Origin of the sequence: Micromonospora sonchi (assembly GCF_014646235.1) — a bacterium.
Taxonomy (GTDB): Bacteria; Actinomycetota; Actinomycetes; order Mycobacteriales; family Micromonosporaceae; genus Micromonospora; species Micromonospora sonchi.
The window spans coordinates 96,174-112,290 of sequence record NZ_BMNB01000010.1; the positions used below are offsets into that span (position 1 = coordinate 96,174).

Here is a 16,117-nt window from a genome sequence, read left to right on the forward strand (position 1 = left end):
CCACGCGGCCTCGTGACACCACGGGGCGGGCGAGACCTTCGACCCAGGCTGTAGCAGCCGGGTCGAGGGCGTCCCCGACACCTTCTTCCCGGCCTGATCCGGAAGGACGTCATGGACGGGTTCCTCGTTGCGCTGGCGGTCAGCTTCGGCGTGATCTTCGTTGCCGAGTTGGGAGACAAGTCCCAGCTCATGGCCCTGGCCTTCGGCACCAGATATCGCACCGTGCCGATCCTGATCGGCATCACCGTCGCCACCGCCGTGGTGCACCTGGCCTCGGTGGCGATCGGTCACGGCCTCGGCGCCACCCTGCCCACCGGTTGGATCTCGCTGCTCGCGGGTCTGGCCTTCATCGGTTTCGGCCTGTGGACGCTGCGTGGCGACACGCTCACCGAGGAGGAGAAGCGCAAGGCCGCCAAGGGCGGCAAGTCCGCGGTGCTGACCGTCGGTGTCGCGTTCTTCCTGGCCGAGCTCGGCGACAAGACGATGCTCGCGACGATCACGCTGGCCACCCAGTACGGCTGGTTCGGCACCTGGGTCGGCTCGACCGTCGGGATGGTCGCCGCGGACGCGCTGGCCATCCTCGTCGGCCGGCTGCTCGGCCGCAAGCTGCCGGAACGGACCATCAAGTACGGCGCCGCCGCCCTCTTCGCCATCAGCGGCCTCTGGCTGATCATCGAGGCGGTCGCGCAGCTGCGTTGAGCCGGTGCCGCGGCGGGCCCGGCGCGGACTAGTCGTTGCGCGGTCGGGTAAGGCGCCGGGGTGGACGCCGAGACGGTCCTCCACGGCGGTCACCACGTCGTGGTGACCGCCGTGGAACTCGTCGGGGTGGTGGTGATCACCGCCGGGGTGGCCTGGGCGGCGTTGCGGTTCGTGGTCGACGGGCTGCGCTACCGCGACGCCGCGGTGTTCACCCGGATCCGGCTGACCCTGGGTCGGTTCCTCACCCTGGGGCTGGAGTTCCAGCTCGCGGCGGACATCCTGCGTACGGCGTTGTCGCCGACCTTCGCCCAGATCGGTCAACTGGGCGCCATCGCCGCGATCCGGACGGTACTGAACTACGTCCTCCGTCGGGAGATCGAGCAGGAGCAGCGGCAGATCGGTGAGCCGAGAAATCTCGGATGATGGGAGCGCTGTCCGCTGTCGTCACCGTGCTCGGTGCGTTCGTCGCGTTGGTGGCGCTGGTCGTCACCCGGTCCTGGCCGGCGGCCCTCGGGGTGCTGCTCGACATGCTCGTCGCCGCCGGCCTGCTGCGGTTGGTCGGCGAAGCGAGCCTGCGGGAACTCGGCGCGGTCGCTGCGATCGTGGTGCTGCGCGTGCTGCTGCGCAGTGCCCTGTTCGCCGACTACCGGTGGTGGCGGTGCACGGATCCCGGGCGCCCGTCGGTGCACCCGGAACGGCGTCCGGGCCCCGACGGTTGACCGGCCGCCGGTCGGGGCAGGGGCCGTCAGCCGCCGGGCTGCTGGTAGACGTCCGGCACGCCGTCCTGGTCGAGGTCGACCTGCTCCTTCAACGCGATCGCCCGGTAGGCCCGGTTGCGCCGGGACAGCACCACCGTGGCCAGTAGCGCCGAGATCAGCGAGCCGGCCAGCACGGCAACCTTCACGTTGGCCCCCTCGAAGCCGTCGGAGCCGAAGGCGAGTTCGCCGATCAGCAGCGAGACGGTGAAGCCGATTCCCGCCAGCAACGACACGCCGAGCAGGTCCGACCAGGCGATGTCCTCGTCGAGCCGGGCCCGGCTGAACCGAGCCAGCAGGAAGGTCGACCCGAGAATGCCGACGCACTTGCCGATCACCAGACCGAGCACGACGCCGAGGACGACCGGATCGGTGACCACCGCGCCCAGGTCGGCGCCGCGCAGCGACACCCCGGCGGCGAAGAACGCGAAGACCGGTACGACGAACCCGGCCGAGACCGGCCGCCACCGGTGTTCCAGACGCTCGGCGAGGCCGGGTGCGGGGCGCCCGTCGCGGCCCTTGCCGGCGAGCACCGGGACGGTGAAGCCGAGCAGCACGCCGGCGACCGTGGCGTGCACGCCGGAGGAGTGCACCAACGCCCAGGCGCCGGCCGCGAGCGGGATGAGCGCCCACCACCAGGTGCGGCGACGTTGCACCAGCAGCCCGAACAGCGCGATCGGCGCCACGGCGCCGAGCAGCGGGAGGAGGTTGAAGTCTTCGGTGTAGAAGATCGCGATGATGGTGATTGCGAGCAGGTCGTCGACCACCGCCAGGGTGAGCAGGAAGGCGCGTAGGCCCTGCGGTAGGTAGGCGCCGATCACGGCCAGCACGGCCAGCGCGAAGGCGATGTCGGTGGCGGTCGGGATGGCCCAGCCGCGTAGCCCCTCGCCGCCGGCGGCGAGGTTCACTCCCACGTAGATCAGCGCCGGCATCGTCATGCCACCGACTGCCGCGATCACCGGCAGGGCGGCCCGGCGCGGGTCGCGCAGTTCGCCGGCGACGAACTCGCGCTTCAGTTCCAGGCCGACCACGAAGAAGAAGATGGCCAGTAGTCCGTCGGCGGCCCAGGTGGCCAGATCGAGGTCGAGGTGCAGCGCGGCGCCGCCGGGCCAGGGCACCCATCGGCCGAGCTCGGCGTAGGCGTCGCTCCAGGGCGAGTTCGCCCAGAGCAGCGCGATCACGGCACCGAACAGCAGCAACGCGCCGCCGACGGTCTCGGTGCGCAGCATGTCGGCCAGGAATCGAGCCTCCGGCCAGGAGGTACGCGCGAAGAGACGGCGGACGCTGCGGTGCTCTGGGCCTGGACTGTGGTCGGTCATGTGGGAGGGTCCACCTCGTCGGTCCGGGGGCAACAGCGTGTCATCGCCGACCAGGCTTCCCGGCACACCGTCCGTGATCCTATCCACCGCGCAACGGCCCGCTGCGCGGGTCCCTGCCCGCGCGGCGGCTCTGCTCGCTGGCCGGTGTCCGCATTTTTCCGTTCCCAAGGCGATTCCGAGGGACCCATGGTCCGGTTGGTACTACCGGGCGCACTCCTCGTCAAGGAAATTGACAATCCAGGACACAAACCTCAGAGACCCGCTTTAATGGCTTCACGAGATTGGTCGACCTTGGGGGTTTTTGTGAACTTGTTCGGCGTCGTCGACTCGACCCGGAGGCATGCCTGATGGACCTGGTCCGCCAATTGCGCCTGATCCGCCGAAACTGGTGGATCGTTCTGCTCGCGCTCATGGTGTCCCTCGGCGTCACCGCCCTGGTCACCGTCCGGGCCCAACCCCGTTACCTCGCCACGGTCACCTTCTTCGTCACCACACCGAGCCAGGGTGTCACCGACGCCTACCAGGGCAGCCTCTTCCTCCAGCAGCGGGTGAAGTCCTACGAGGAACTGGTGACCAGTGACCGGCTGGCGCAGAGCGTGGTGACCGACAACCAACTCGGGTTGACCGCCGAGCAGATCCAGCGTCGGATCAAGACCTCGACGGAGGCCGGCACGGTCCTGCTCCGGGCGTCGGTGACCGACACCGATCCGGCCCGGGCGCTGCGGGTCACCGAGGCCGTCTCGGCGAGGTTCGTCGAACTCGTCAACGAGGTCGAGACCCGGCCGGACGGCACCCCCGGGCCGATCAAGATCGAGGTCATCGGCGGGCCGCGGGTCAGCCCGAGCCCGGTCTCGCCGCAGCCGGTCCGCAACGCCCTCATCGGTGCTCTGCTCGGCCTGCTGGCCGGGGCGGGCCTGGCGCTCCTGCGCGGCATGGCCGATGTGCGGTTGCGGGACGCCGCCGCCCTACGGCGGGTGACCGGCAGTCCGCTGCTCGGCGAGATACCGCTCGACCCGGCCGCCCGGACCGCCCCACTGATCGTCGGCGCCGCCGGGGCCTCCGTCCGGGCCGAGGCGATCCGCAAGCTGCGGACCAACCTGCGCTTCGTCGACGCGCACGAGCCGGCCCGGGTCATCGCTGTCACGAGCGCCCTGCAGGGCGAGGGGAAGACCACGCTCTCCTGCAATCTGGCGATCGCCCTGGCCGAAGCGGGCTGGCGGGTGCTGCTGGTCGACGCGGATCTGCGCCGATCGAAGATCGGCGACTATCTGGGCATCGACTCGGCGGTCGGGCTGACCGATGTGTTGCTCGGGGACGTGCACGTCGGTGACGTGGTCCAGCGTTGGGGCGACAAGTCGCTGCTCGTGCTGCCCAGCGGGGCGGCCCCGCCCAACCCGAGCGAGCTGCTCGGCTCGAAGGCGATGGCCGACCTGCTGCTGGCCCTGCGGGAGTCCGCCGACATCGTCCTCATCGACACCGCGCCGTTGCTCGCGGTCACCGACGGCGTGGTGGTCGCCGTGCAGGCCGACGGCGCCCTGCTGATCAGCCAGCAGGGGCGTACCGCGCGGACGCAGGTGGCCGCGGCGGCCCGTGCGCTCGACGCGGTGTCCGTACGGCTGCTGGGCTGCGTGCTGAACATGGCGCGGATGCGCAAGGCCGAGACGTACCAGTACGAGGCCTACCGGTTGGCGACAACGCCACCGGTGCCGGCGGGCCGGACCGCGGCCGGGCGGCATGCCGAGCGGGCCGACGCCGACGACGTGGTCGAGCACGTCGAGGAACTCACCCGGCTGCCCCGATGAGCGTCGCCAGCGGTCGCAGGCAGCGTTCGATCTCCCGGGCGCAGCGCCGGAAGTCGTCGGGGGTGCCGGTGAGCGGATCCCGCAGATCGTCGGCGTCCCCGAGGGCGGGTTGCAGCCGCCCTCGGGCCAGCGCGGCGGCGGCCACGGCCGCCCGCAGCGGATCACCGTGTTCCTCGATCGGTGTCTCGACAGTCGCGGCCAGCCGGCCGAACTGGCGCAGGGTGAACGTGCGGTGCAACGCCGCCGGCGCCAGCGCGGTGCAGACGGAGCGCTGGCGCCGGGTCGCGGTCAGCACCAGCACCGCGTGCTTGAGGTGCTCCGGCGCCAGCCGACGGCTGCGGAAGGCCGTCGGATCCGCGCCCGTCTCGGCAGCTACCTGGGCCGCGAACGGGTGCATGGCCAGCCCGGCCACGGCGTCGGTGCCGGCGCTGGCCACGGTCACCGGCCAGCCGGCGAGCAGCCGGCGCGCGGTGTACTCGGCCATCGGCGAGCGGCACAGGTTGGCGTGGCAAACGAACAGCACGGCGGTGGCCATGTGGGACCCCTTCGACGACGTGGTCGCGGCCGGCGCCGCGATCCGGGACGATCGCCGCCGACCGTTCCGGGAGGGGTTGCCGGCATCGTACGCAGGCGTGGTGCCGGTTCTTCCCGGCGCCGCGCCGAATCGGGCGGCCGGGACGGGGGTGCGAGGATGCGGATCGGCATTCTGACGTACCACTTTCCGCCGGAGCCGGCATTCATACCCGGCAGCCTGGCCGAGGAACTGGCCGCCCGGGGGCACGAGGTGCGGGTGCTCACCGGTTTTCCCGACTACCCGGGCGGGCACGCCTATCCGGGATGGCGCCAGCGCTGGCGGCACGAGACCCACGACCGAGGGCTGACCGTGCGGCGGGTGCTGCGGTACAGCACCGGCGACGATGGCGTGCGCGGCCGGATGGCGTCCTGGCTCTCCTTCGCCGGGAGCGCGGCGTTGGTTGGGCGCCGCTTCCTCGCCGACGTCGACGCGCTGTACGTGTACCAGCCGCCGGCCGCGGCCTTCGCCACGGCGGCGCTGCTGCGTCTGCTCGGTCGGGTGCCGGTCGTTCTGCACGTGCCGGACGTGTGGCCGGAGCAGGCGGTGGACGGCTCCGACGACGGGCGGTGGGCGGCGCGGGTCCGCGCGGCCATGATCCGCACCTATCGCGCCGCCACGCTGGTAGCGGTCACCGCGCCGTCGTTGCGCGATGCCGTCGTAGCGCTCGGCGTCGACCCGGACCGGGTCCGGCTGGTGCTCAACTGGACCGAGGAGCGGATCTTCCAGCCCAGGGCGGCCAGTGTGGCCGCGCGCCGGCTGGTCCGCCGCGACGAGCGGTGCGTGGTGATGTACGCCGGCACGATCGGCGCCCGGCAGGGGCTGGTGACGGCGGTCCGGGCGGCGGCGGCCCTCTCCGACACCGTGGACGTGGTCCTGGTCGGTTCGGGCGCGGACGAGCAGCGGGTGCGCGGGCTCGCCGCCGAGCTGCGGGCCGACAACGTGCGGTTCGTGGAGCGGCGGTCCCCGCTGGACATGCCCGAGCTGTACGCGGCGGCCGACTACCAGTTGGTGATGCTGCGTGACCTGCCGGAGCTGCGCGGCAGCGTGCCGGCCAAGCTCCCGGCGGTGCTGTCGTGCGGTGTGCCGGTGGTGGCCTCGGCCGGCGGCGACACCGCTGCTCTGGTCGAGCGGGCCCGGGCCGGGCTCTCCTGCCCGCCGGAGGACTGGGCGAGTCTGGCCGACCGGTTCTGGCTGGCCGCGCACATCCCCCCGCCGGCCCGCGTCGAGATGGGCCGGCGCGGCCGGGAGGCCTACCTGCGGGAGATGTCGCTGCCGGCCGGGGTGGGCCGGATCGAGCGGCTGCTGCGGGAGTCGATGGCCGCTGCCCGTCCGGATCAACAGCGAATAAAACTCTCATAGCTGCTTAAAGCGCTATTCGAGCCGCAAAAGCCAAATCAAGTGTTAGAACAATGATGGCTTCTGTCCGGTGTTGGAAGTGGAGTGGGTGTGACGGAGCGCGGAACTTCACCCCGCCGACCGCGCCGACGTCGGCGCGTACGTCTGCGTCGCGCGCTGCTCGGCTCGCTGGTGGTCGGCTCGCTGGTGTTGAGCCTCGCCGGGTGGGTCGGGTTTCGGGGCTGGCAGGCCCGCACCCACCTGGTCAACGCCGCCGGACTCGCCGGCGCGCTGAGCGCCCATCTGGTCAGCGGCGACGCCGACCGGGCCCAGCGCGTCCTCGCCGCGCTCCAGGAACAGTCCGCAGCGGCCCGCCGGGCCACCGGGGATCCCGGCTGGCGATTGGGTCGGCAGGTGCCGTACGCGGGGGCCAACCTCGCCGCGGTGCGACAGATCGCCGTCGCGGTCGACGACCTGGCCCGTCAGGCCTTTCCGGCGCTGGTGCGGGTCGACCTCGGTAGCCTGGTGCCTCGCGACGGTCGGCTGGACCTGGCCGGAGTGCGGGCCGTCAGCGACGAGCTTGTCAAAGTGGATGCGGCGGTGCAGCGGACCCGGTCGGAGCTTGCCGCGGTCGACGCCGACCGGCTGCTCAGGCAGGTCCGGCTGGCGCTGGGGACGTTGCGTGGCGAACTCGACCGGCTGGCCACGATGACCTCCACGGCCGAGCGGGCCGGCCGGCTGCTGCCGCCGCTGCTCGGCGCGGACGGTCCGCGGCGGTATCTGCTGGTGTCCCAGAACTCGGCGGAGTTGCGCGCCACGGGTGGCATCTTCGGCGCGTACGCCGTGATCGAGGCGAACAAGGGCCGGGTCAGGATGGGCGCCCAGGGCAGCGGCGCGAGCCTCGGCATGTCCACCGATCCGCTGGCAATCCCGGCCGAGGTACGCGCCCTCTGGGGCGCGCTGCCCGGCATGTATCCCGCAGATGTCAACCTCAGCCCGCACTTCCCGACCGCGGCGGCGCTGTTCGGGGAGATGTACCGACGGCACAGCGGCGAGACCGTCGACGGCGTGCTCGCCGTCGACCCGGTGGTGCTGTCGCACCTGTTGGTGGCCACCGGGCCGGTGCGGGTGCCCGGTGGGGTGTCGCTGAGCGCCGAGAACGCGGTCCGGACCCTGCTCGGCGACACCTACCAGCGGGTGACGGACCCGGCCGAGCAGGACGCTTTCTTCGCCGCCGCGGCGGCGGCCGTGTTTGACGTCCTGTTCACACGGAAGGTGCCTCCTGGCGGCTTTATGACCGCTTTAAGCCGTTCTATCCAGGATCGGCGGATACTGTTCTGGAGTGCCCGACCGGAGGAACAGCGGACGTTCGGCGACAGCCGGATTGCCGGGACGCTTCCGGAACAGGACACCGTGCCGACGGTCGGCGTGTTCCTCAACGACGGCAGCGGCGCGAAGCTCGGCTACTACCTACGGCAGACCGCCGACCTGGTGATCGGCGACTGCCAGAGCGATCGGCGCCGGGAACTCAGGCTCCGGGTGACCATCCGGTCCACCGCGCCGGCGTCCGGGCTCAGCAGGTCCGTGCTCGGTCTGGCGATGGCGGGGGATCCGTACACCATCCGGACCCTGGTCTCGGTCCACGGCCCGGCCGGCGGCGCGGTGCTCGACGTCCACCTCGACGGAGCCCGGACGCCGGTGGCCACCGGCACCGAGCGGCGCCGGCAGGTGGCGACGGTGAACGTCGAGGTCGGCCCCGGGGAATCCCGAACCCTGGAGATCCCGCTGCTGACCGGCCCGACGGACAGCGGTACGGCCGAGCTGTGGCTGACCCCGACCGCCACCCCATGGACCACCCATGTTGTCACCGCACCCAGCTGTTCACAGTAGGAGGAACGAACATGCGGCTAAACCGCATCATCATGGCAATCACGGTCGGACTGGCCGTGGTGGCTGTGCCGGCCGCAGCGGTGGCGGCGCAGCCGCAGCCGCAGCCGACACCCACACTCCCCGGTCCGCCACAGCCGTACCCGCCGGGTCCGGCCTCGCTGACGCTGAGCGACCCGAGTGTCTCCGTCGGCGAGACGGTGGACATCATCGGACGCAACTTCGGCCCGAACGAGACAGTGGACATGCTGATGGAACGGCGCCCGTCGGATGGCGGCGGGGCGGGCGGCGGCGCCCCGAGCGGCGACCAGGACCCCGGATCCGACGACCGCGCCTCCGACACCAGCACCCTGACCGTCCGGACCGACTCGGGGGGCCAGTTCGTCCTGCCGTTCACGCCGCGGCGGGCCGGGGTGTACACCATCACCGCCACCGGCCGCACATCCGGTTTCAGCGCCTCCACCGAGCTGCGGGTGCTGCGCCGGCCGCACCCCACGCCGTCGCACCACAAGCCGCCACACCACAAGCCGCCGCACCACCTGCCGGTGACCGGCACCAGCCTGGAGACGCCGATGAAGATCGGTGGCGGGCTCGTCGCGGCGGGCGCGCTCCTGCTGCTCGGCACCGGGCTGTGGCGTCGGCGCAACCGCGTCGGCGCGGGTGGCACCCACTGACCCCAGCCCGCCGGGCAGGACCCGGCACGCACCGGGTGTGCGGTGCCCGCCGGATCGATCCGGCGGGCACCGCCCAGCTCATCCCAGTTGATCATGAGGTTGGCGGCAGTGTGGAGATCAACCACTGCCGCCAACCTCATGATCAACGCTGCGCGGGCGTAGAGTTGGTGCGTGGAGCGTACCGAGTCGATGCCCGCGCAGACCCGTCCGCCGGGTGTGGCCACCGCCGATCCGGGCAGTGTCCTGCTGCCCGGCCACGACGTGCCGCTGGGCCGCTACACCACGGTGCGTCGGCTGCTGCCGCAGCGGACCCGCCGGATGGTCGGCGCCTGGTGCTTCGTGGACCACTTCGGCCCGGACGACGTGGCCGAGCGGCCGGGCATGGAGGTGCCGCCGCATCCGCACACCGGCCTGCAGACGGTGACCTGGCTGCTCGACGGCGAGATCCTGCACCGCGACAGCCTCGGCAACGTCCAACCGATCCGTCCCGGTCAGCTGAACGTGATGACCTCCGGCCACGGCATCGCGCACTCCGAGCGGTCCCCGGCCGAGCACCCGCCGCTGATGCACGGCGTGCAGCTGTGGGTGGCGCTGCCCGATCAGGCGCGGTCCGGCGCGGCGGCCTTCGCCCACCACGCCGAGCTGCCCCGCTGGCGCGACGGCGACCTCGGCGTGACCCTGCTGGTGGGCGAGTTCGGTGGCGAGCGCTCACCGGCCCAGGTGTACACACCGCTGCTCGGCGCGCAGCTGGACCTGGCGGGTGCCGATCCGGTCGGCCTGCCCCTGCGCCGCGACTTCGAGTACGCGCTGCTGGCCCTCGACGGCACCGCCGAGGTGGACGGTGTGCCGGTCGCGCCCGGGGCGCTGCTCTGGCTCGGCGCGGGCCGGGACGCGGTCACCGTGCGCGGCATCCCCGGCGCCCGGTTGCTGCTGCTCGGCGGCGCGCCCTTCGACGAACCCCTGGTGATGTGGTGGAACTTCGTCGGCCGCAGCCACGAGGAGATCGCCGTCGCCCGGGAGGACTGGATGGCCGGACGGCGCTTCGGCGTCGTCGCCGCCGACCCCGACCCGCCACTGCCCGCTCCCGCCCTGCCCTCCGTCCGGCTCAAGGCCCGGGACCGGGACGGCGGCCTGCGGGACTGACCCGGACGGTGCGGCAGGCGTGACCGGCCCGGACGCGGGTAGTAGCCGGCATGCCCACCGCCGTCTCCACCATTGAGGACAGGAAGCGTCTGGTACGCCGGCTCGCCGGCAGCGGCCGAGGCTTCGCCGAGCAGTACGGCTTCCGGGTCACCAACAACCCGTCCAGCCTGTTCCAACTGCTCTGCCTCGCGGTCCTGCTCGCCCGCCGGGGCGACTACCGACGCGCCCTGGACAGCGCCCACGCCCTGCCGGACGCCGGCTGGGACAGCGCGGCCCGGCTGTCCCGTTCGCTGCACGCCGATCGGGTCCGGGTGCTGCGCGACAGCGGTCAGCGCGGGGACGTCGACGCTCTGGCCGACCTGCTCGGCGATCTCGCCCGCTGCGTGGTCGAACGCTATCGGGGCGACCTTCGGCGGCTGCGCTCGACGGCCGGTCATGACCCGACCCGCGAGCGGGCGCTGCTCACCGAGCTGCCCGGAGTGGACGGCCAGTCGGTCGACCTGTTCCTGCGCGAGGTGCAGGCGTTGTGGGCGGAGGTCGCCCCTGTCGCCGACCGGCGGGCGCTCGCGGCGGCCCGTCGGCTCGGGCTGGGCCGCTCCGCCGAGGACCTGGCCGGGCTGGCCGGCAGCGGCGAATCGGAGCGACTCGCCTGGCTGGTCGGCGCGCTCGCTCGCGTTGATCTGGAGCGGCGGTACGCCGAACTGACCGGGTGAGACGTTTGTTTGCCACCCCTTGGCCGTTCGGCTGATGGCGTGTCGTATGATGATCACAGTAACAGCGGCTGCCCGGTTCGGGCCGGCCGTGGGCCGCCTGGTGGTCGCAACCCGGTTCGGGGTGCCACACCACCAGGGCAGGTGGTTGCTGAGTGGCGCCCCCGGTCGCGGTTCGCGGCCGGGGCGTCCGCCATCGTTGGCCTGGGCCGCCGGCCCGTCAGATGCTGCGAATGTGCTCCGACACCCGCTGGTGCCGTTTGTCCCGGGCTCGTGCGGCGTGTTGCGCGTCGGTCACCTCGGGGGCGGCCTCGATGCCGGCCGACCGGGCCACCTCGGCGCCGTTGGCGTAGTCGACCGGCGGCAGTTTGCGCAGGGCGCGCAGCACGTCCGGCGGGGCTTGCGCACGTTCGGCCTCGCGTACCACGTCGTCCTTCCCGGCGGGGTAGTCCAGGCTGGACAGGTACTTCAGGACCTCGTTGTAACTCGCCATGGTGTCGGCTCCTCCCGGCTTCGATCCGGCCACGACCGGGCGCGGTTACCCACCCAAACACCCGTCACGCGCCACCGGCCCGGGAAACCCGGCACCGTTTCCGGCCCGGTGCGCCGGGTAACCGCCCCCGGAGGGGGTACGGGATGGACTACGACACCTTCGTCGACCAGGTCGCCCGACGAACCGGTACATCGTCGCAGCGGGCGGTGGAACTGATCCGGGCGACGCTGGCGACTCTCGCCGAGCGGCTGACCGGCGGCGAGGTGCTGGACCTCGCGGTCCAGTTGCCCGAGCCGCTGCGACCGCCACTGCGGCCGACGCCGGACACCGAGGCGGCGCAGCGGTTCGGCGCGGCCGAGTTCGTGGCGCGGGTGGCTCTTCGGAGCAGCGTCGAGGAGCCCGCCGCCCGCGACGTCACCGGCGCGGTCTTCACCACCCTGCGCGAGGCGGTCACCGGTGGCGAGTTCGACGAACTGGTGGTCCGGCTACCGCGCGACTACCGTGACCTGGTCGAGCCGGCCCTGGCACCCGGTGCGGCGTTGCGCCGTCGCTGAAGGCCGTACCTGCCCACGCGGCGGAACGCCGTGCGCTTGCGCCCACCGCCGAAGGAAGCTCAGCCGACCGCGCCCGCGGACCGCAACTCCGCCACCTTCTCCGGGTGGTAGCCGAGTTCGGCGAGCACCTCGTCGGTGTGCTCGCCGGGCCACGGTGGCGGCCGGCGCAGCGACGCCGGGGTGCGGGAGAACCGGGGTGCCGGTGCCGGCTGGACGACGCCGTCGCGGACCACGAAGGTGCCCCGCGCGGCCAGGTGCGGATCGTCCGGTGCCTCCTGCCAGTTCAGCACCGGTGCCACGCAGGCGTCGGATTCGGTGAGCAGGGCCGCCCACTCGTCGCGCGAGCGGGTGCGGAACAGTCGCCCCCAGGCCGCGCGCAACGCCGGCCAGTTCGCCGGGTCGGTGCGATCGAGCGCCTCGTCGGATGGCAGCGGGAAACCGGTGCGTCGGACCAGTTCGTCGTAGAACTTCGGCTCCAGCGCGCCGACCGCGATGAACCGTCCGTCGGCGCACTCGTACGTGTCGTAGAACGGGGCACCGCCGTCGAGCAGGTTCACCCCGCGCGGGTCCTGCCACATGCCGAGCCGCCGCAGCGCGTGGATCTGGGTGCTGAGCACCGCCACGCCGTCCACGATCGCCGCGTCGACCACCTGCCCGGTCGCGCCCACGCGCACCGCGTACAGGGCGGAGACGATGCCCAGGGCCAGCATCATCCCGCCGCCGCCGAAATCGCCGAGCAGGTTCAGCGGTGGGACCGGCGGTTGCCCGGCCCGCCCGATCCCGTGCAGGGCACCGGTCACGGCCAGGTAGTCGACGTCGTGCCCGGCGTGCGGCGCGTATGGACCGTGCTGCCCCCAACCGGTCATCCGACCATAGACCAACCCGGGGTTGGTCGCGTGGCAGTCGGTCGGGCCGAGGCCGAGCCGCTCGGTCACCCCGGGCCGGAAGCCCTCGATCAGCGCGTCCGCTGCGCCGACCAGCGCCAGCACCACCTCCCGGCCGCCGGCCGACTTCAGGTCCACCCCGATCGAGCGGCGACCCCGGTTCAGCAGGTCCGGGTGCGGCGTGCCGAAGGCGTCGGTGGCGACGTCGGTCACCCGATCCACCCGGATCACGTCGGCGCCGAGGTCGGCCAGCATCATCGCGGCGAACGGACCCGGACCGATCCCGGCCAGCTCGACGACGCGTACGCCGGCCAGCGGGCCGACAGGCTGATCTGCGGTCACGGGGAGCACCATAGGTGCCGCGGTCGACTCTCCGATACCCGCGCCCCCGCATGGCGGGCCGGATTCGGCTGCCCTAACCTAAGCACCACGAGGGGAGTACTTCCCACGAACCATACCGGTCAGTACGGCGCGCCCGGAGTGCGCCTCGGGTGGTTGCCCGCGAAACGCGGGTGAAGGAGACCTCGAACATGCCACGGTGTTCGAGGAGGCTCCATGTCCGATTTCACTGTCGCGGCCCGGCTGCAGTCGGTGGGTACGCCGTCGCTCTGGGCGATCACCATCGCCGGTGTGATCGCGCTGCTGGTCCTGGATTTCCTGGTGACGCGTCGCCCGCACGAGGTGAAACTCAAGGAAGCGCTCGGCTGGTCGGCGTTCTACATAGCCCTGCCGCTGGCCTTCGGCGCCTGGGTCTGGTCCGAGTTCGGCTCGGAACGGGGCTTCGAGTACCTCACCGGGTACCTGGTCGAGAAGTCGCTGTCGGTCGACAACCTCTTCGTCTTCATGCTGCTGCTGGCCGCCTTCGCGGTGCCGAGCGTGCTGGCCCAGCGGGTGCTGCTGTTCGGCATCACCGGCGCGCTGGTGCTGCGTGGTGTCTTCATCGCCCTGGGCGCGGCGGCGTTGCAGACCCTCGACTTCGCCTTCCTGATCTTCGCGCTGATCCTGCTCTTGACCGCGGCCAAGCTGCTGCGCGACGCCTTCACCGGTCACGAGCAGTCGGTCGACATCGGCACCATGCGCTCGGTGCGCCTGCTGCGCCGCTTCATGCCGGTGGTCAACGAGTACCACGACACGAGGATGACCGTCCGGGTCGACGGACGCCGGGCGCTGACGCCGCTGGCGTTGGTGGTGGTGGCGGTGCTCGCCACCGACGTGGTCTTCGCCGTCGACTCGGTGCCGGCCGTCTACGGCATCACCGAGGATCCGTACCTCGTCTTCGCCACCAACGCCTTCGCCCTGCTGGGCCTGCGGGCGCTCTACTTCGTGCTGCACGCGGCGCTGAGCCGGCTGGTGCACCTCACCTACGGCCTGGCCATCATCCTGGCCTTCATCGGCGTCAAGCTCGGCCTGCACTGGGCGCACGGCATCTGGGAGGGCGTCCCGCAGATCCCCACCGTGGCCTCGCTTCTGGTCATCGTCGGCGTGCTGACCGTGGTCACCATCACCAGCCTGCGCGCCACCCGCAACGTCGTGCCGGGCTCCAAGGAAGTCGTCACCGAACGGCGGTGAGCGCTCGCCCGACCGGTCCGTCGACGGACCTTCGGCCGAAGCGGCGTGCCGCGAAGTCCGACATGGTACGAATTGGCGGTGGGCATCGTCACACCGGGCTTCGCGGGCCGGCCCCGTTCCGGGGCGCCGGAGCTGCCGCCCGGGCAGTACCTCACCCCGGACTTTCCCGTCCTCTCCGCCGGCCCGACGCCCCGGGTGCCGCAGGAGAGCTGGGAGTTCGTCATCACCACCGAGACCGGCGTCGAACACCGGTGGAGCTGGGCGCAGATGATGGCCCTGCCGCAGGAGGCGCCGACCGTCGACATCCACTGCGTGACCCGGTGGTCGAAGCTCGGCACCAGGTGGCAGGGCGTGTCCCTGGACACCCTGCTCGACGGGGTCGATACCGCCGCCGGATACGTCCTGGCCCACTCCTACGGCGGGTACACCACCAACCTGCCGCTGGACGACCTGCGCGCCGGGCAGGCCTGGCTGGTGCACAGCTACGACGGTGCGGACCTGCCCGCCGAACACGGCGGCCCGGCCCGGCTGCTGGTGCCGCACCTGTACTTCTGGAAGTCGGCCAAGTGGGTGCGCGGCATCCGGCTGGGTCTGGAGGACACCCCGGGGTTCTGGGAGACCGCCGGCTACCACGACTACGGTGATCCGTGGCGTGAGCAGCGGTACCAGGGCGATTGACCGGGCGCATGAGCTGGCAGCCGGCCCGGTTGGTGCATCGCCGGGTCGAGACGCCGACCGCGCAGACCCTGGTGCTCCAGGTGCCGGGCTGGGCGGCCCACCTGCCCGGCCAGCACGTCGACATCCGACTCACCGCGTCCGACGGGTACCAGGCCGCCCGGTCGTATTCGCTCGCGGCCCCGGCCGACGGCGACCGGGTCGAGGTGACCGTGCAGCGGGTGCCCGACGGCGAGGTGTCGCCGTTCCTGGTCGAGGGCTACCGCGAGGGCGACCCGGTCGAGGTTCGGGGCCCGATCGGCGGCTGGTTCATCTGGCGGCCGGCGCAGACCGAACCGGTGCTGCTGGTCGCCGGCGGATCGGGCGTGGTCCCGCTGATGGCCATGATCCGGGCCCGCCGGGCGGCCGGCAACCGGGTCCCGTTCCGGCTGATCTACTCCGTCCGCACGCCGTCGGACGTGTTCTACGCCGAGGAGTTGCGCCATCGGGTCCGCGACGACGCCGGGCTCGACGTGGCGTACGTCTACACCCGCGAGACACCCGAGGGGTGGCGCGGCGAGCCGCACCGGGTCGGACTCGCCGACGTCAGCGCCCACGGCTGGCCGCCGAACCTGGAGCCCGTGGCCTACATCTGCGGCCCGACCGGGTTCGTCGAGGCGGTGTCCGACCTGCTCGTCGGGCTGGGGCACCCGGCCGGGCGGGTGCGTACCGAACGTTTCGGCCCGACCGGTTGAGAGGAGAGGCGGATGACCGAGCTGCCGTACCTGGACGGCAACATGCTCGACGGCCCGCTGGGGGAGATGTTCGCCGTCGACCTGAGCACCGCCACCGGCCGCTGCGCGCACTGCGGCACCGCCGGGCCGGTGGCGGGGCTGCGGGTCTACTCGCAGGCACCCGGACTGGTCGCGCGGTGCCCGATCTGCGTCGAGGTGATGATGCGGATGGTCCGCGCGCCCGACCGCGCCTGGTTGGACCTGCGCGGCACCACGTACCTGCGGTTCCCGATGCCGCTCGACCGGCCACCGGGCCTTTGACCACCCCGTC

At 72.2% G+C, this 16,117-nt stretch carries 18 protein-coding genes; 14 read left to right on the forward strand and 4 right to left on the reverse strand.

Features of this window, described 5'->3' with window-relative positions; translation table 11 throughout:
- Positions 1-111 precede the first annotated feature (111 nt).
- Genes IEY61_RS12895 through IEY61_RS12905 form a run of 3 tightly spaced genes read left to right on the forward strand, consistent with a single transcriptional unit; the run spans position 112 to position 1,418 of the window.
- Positions 112-699 carry a TMEM165/GDT1 family protein gene (locus IEY61_RS12895; RefSeq protein ID WP_189043865.1) on the forward strand — a complete coding sequence of 196 codons (588 nt, stop codon included), beginning with the start codon at positions 112-114 and terminating at the stop codon, positions 697-699.
- Between the two features lie 60 nt (positions 700-759).
- Positions 760-1,122, forward strand: coding sequence for a DUF1622 domain-containing protein (locus IEY61_RS12900; protein ID WP_189043866.1), 363 nt, complete (start codon positions 760-762; stop codon positions 1,120-1,122).
- Complete coding sequence (locus IEY61_RS12905; protein ID WP_189043867.1) at positions 1,119-1,418, forward strand: DUF1622 domain-containing protein; 300 nt, start codon at positions 1,119-1,121, stop codon at positions 1,416-1,418. The genes IEY61_RS12900 and IEY61_RS12905 overlap by 4 nt, the downstream gene beginning before the upstream one ends.
- 26 nt (positions 1,419-1,444) lie before the next feature.
- Here the strand turns inward: IEY61_RS12905 and nhaA are convergent, their stop codons facing one another.
- Complete coding sequence (nhaA, locus tag IEY61_RS12910) at positions 1,445-2,773, reverse strand: Na+/H+ antiporter NhaA (RefSeq protein WP_189043868.1); 1,329 nt, start codon at positions 2,771-2,773, stop codon at positions 1,445-1,447.
- Positions 2,774-3,120: 347 nt separating this feature from the next.
- On the opposite strand from nhaA, the gene IEY61_RS12915 reads away from it, so the two are divergent.
- A complete protein-coding gene (locus IEY61_RS12915) occupies positions 3,121-4,575 on the forward strand; it encodes a tyrosine-protein kinase domain-containing protein (protein ID WP_189043870.1) in 1,455 nt (484 codons plus the stop codon).
- On the opposite strand, the gene IEY61_RS12920 is transcribed toward IEY61_RS12915, so the two are convergent.
- Positions 4,556-5,110: an arsenate reductase/protein-tyrosine-phosphatase family protein gene (locus IEY61_RS12920; RefSeq protein ID WP_189043872.1), complete on the reverse strand. Its 555-nt coding sequence runs from the start codon at positions 5,108-5,110 to the stop codon at positions 4,556-4,558. The two genes, IEY61_RS12915 and IEY61_RS12920, sit on opposite strands and share 20 nt — an antisense overlap.
- A gap of 156 nt (positions 5,111-5,266) precedes the next feature.
- On the opposite strand from IEY61_RS12920, the gene IEY61_RS12925 reads away from it, so the two are divergent.
- The 5 genes from IEY61_RS12925 to IEY61_RS12945 all read left to right on the forward strand — a co-directional run bounded on the left by IEY61_RS12925 (position 5,267) and on the right by IEY61_RS12945 (position 10,901).
- Positions 5,267-6,508 (forward strand): glycosyltransferase family 4 protein, encoded by a 1,242-nt coding sequence (locus IEY61_RS12925; protein WP_189043874.1) that lies wholly within the window; start codon positions 5,267-5,269, stop codon positions 6,506-6,508.
- 87 nt (positions 6,509-6,595) lie between these two features.
- Complete coding sequence (locus IEY61_RS12930) at positions 6,596-8,374, forward strand: DUF4012 domain-containing protein (protein ID WP_229705865.1); 1,779 nt, start codon at positions 6,596-6,598, stop codon at positions 8,372-8,374.
- Positions 8,375-8,385: 11 nt separating this feature from the next.
- On the forward strand, positions 8,386-9,045 hold the full coding sequence (locus IEY61_RS12935) for a hypothetical protein (RefSeq protein WP_189043877.1): 660 nt from the start codon (positions 8,386-8,388) through the stop codon (positions 9,043-9,045).
- A gap of 171 nt (positions 9,046-9,216) precedes the next feature.
- Complete coding sequence (locus tag IEY61_RS12940) at positions 9,217-10,188, forward strand: pirin family protein (RefSeq protein ID WP_189043879.1); 972 nt, start codon at positions 9,217-9,219, stop codon at positions 10,186-10,188.
- 50 nt (positions 10,189-10,238) lie between these two features.
- Positions 10,239-10,901 (forward strand): hypothetical protein, encoded by a 663-nt coding sequence (locus IEY61_RS12945; protein WP_189043881.1) that lies wholly within the window; start codon positions 10,239-10,241, stop codon positions 10,899-10,901.
- Positions 10,902-11,118: 217 nt separating this feature from the next.
- Here IEY61_RS12945 and IEY61_RS12950 read toward each other — a convergent pair whose 3' ends face one another.
- Positions 11,119-11,391: a DUF2795 domain-containing protein gene (locus IEY61_RS12950; RefSeq protein ID WP_189043883.1), complete on the reverse strand. Its 273-nt coding sequence runs from the start codon at positions 11,389-11,391 to the stop codon at positions 11,119-11,121.
- A gap of 143 nt (positions 11,392-11,534) precedes the next feature.
- On the opposite strand from IEY61_RS12950, the gene IEY61_RS12955 reads away from it, so the two are divergent.
- Positions 11,535-11,945, forward strand: a complete 411-nt coding sequence (locus IEY61_RS12955; protein ID WP_189043885.1) for a DUF2267 domain-containing protein — start codon at positions 11,535-11,537, stop codon at positions 11,943-11,945.
- A gap of 59 nt (positions 11,946-12,004) precedes the next feature.
- On the opposite strand, the gene IEY61_RS12960 is transcribed toward IEY61_RS12955, so the two are convergent.
- Positions 12,005-13,183, reverse strand: a complete 1,179-nt coding sequence (locus IEY61_RS12960) for a CaiB/BaiF CoA transferase family protein (protein WP_373293143.1) — start codon at positions 13,181-13,183, stop codon at positions 12,005-12,007.
- Positions 13,184-13,384: 201 nt separating this feature from the next.
- Between IEY61_RS12960 and IEY61_RS12965 the strand changes: the two genes are divergently transcribed.
- The 4 genes from IEY61_RS12965 (at position 13,385) to IEY61_RS12980 (ending at position 16,107) form a co-directional block, all read left to right on the forward strand.
- Complete coding sequence (locus IEY61_RS12965; protein ID WP_189043889.1) at positions 13,385-14,398, forward strand: TerC/Alx family metal homeostasis membrane protein; 1,014 nt, start codon at positions 13,385-13,387, stop codon at positions 14,396-14,398.
- A gap of 78 nt (positions 14,399-14,476) precedes the next feature.
- A complete protein-coding gene (locus tag IEY61_RS12970; RefSeq protein ID WP_189043891.1) occupies positions 14,477-15,076 on the forward strand; it encodes a sulfite oxidase-like oxidoreductase in 600 nt (199 codons plus the stop codon).
- An 8-nt stretch (positions 15,077-15,084) separates the two neighbouring features.
- Positions 15,085-15,807, forward strand: a complete 723-nt coding sequence (locus IEY61_RS12975; RefSeq protein WP_189043893.1) for a ferredoxin reductase — start codon at positions 15,085-15,087, stop codon at positions 15,805-15,807.
- Positions 15,808-15,819: 12 nt separating this feature from the next.
- Positions 15,820-16,107, forward strand: coding sequence for a DUF6510 family protein (locus tag IEY61_RS12980; protein WP_189043895.1), 288 nt, complete (start codon positions 15,820-15,822; stop codon positions 16,105-16,107).
- Positions 16,108-16,117 lie beyond the last annotated feature (10 nt).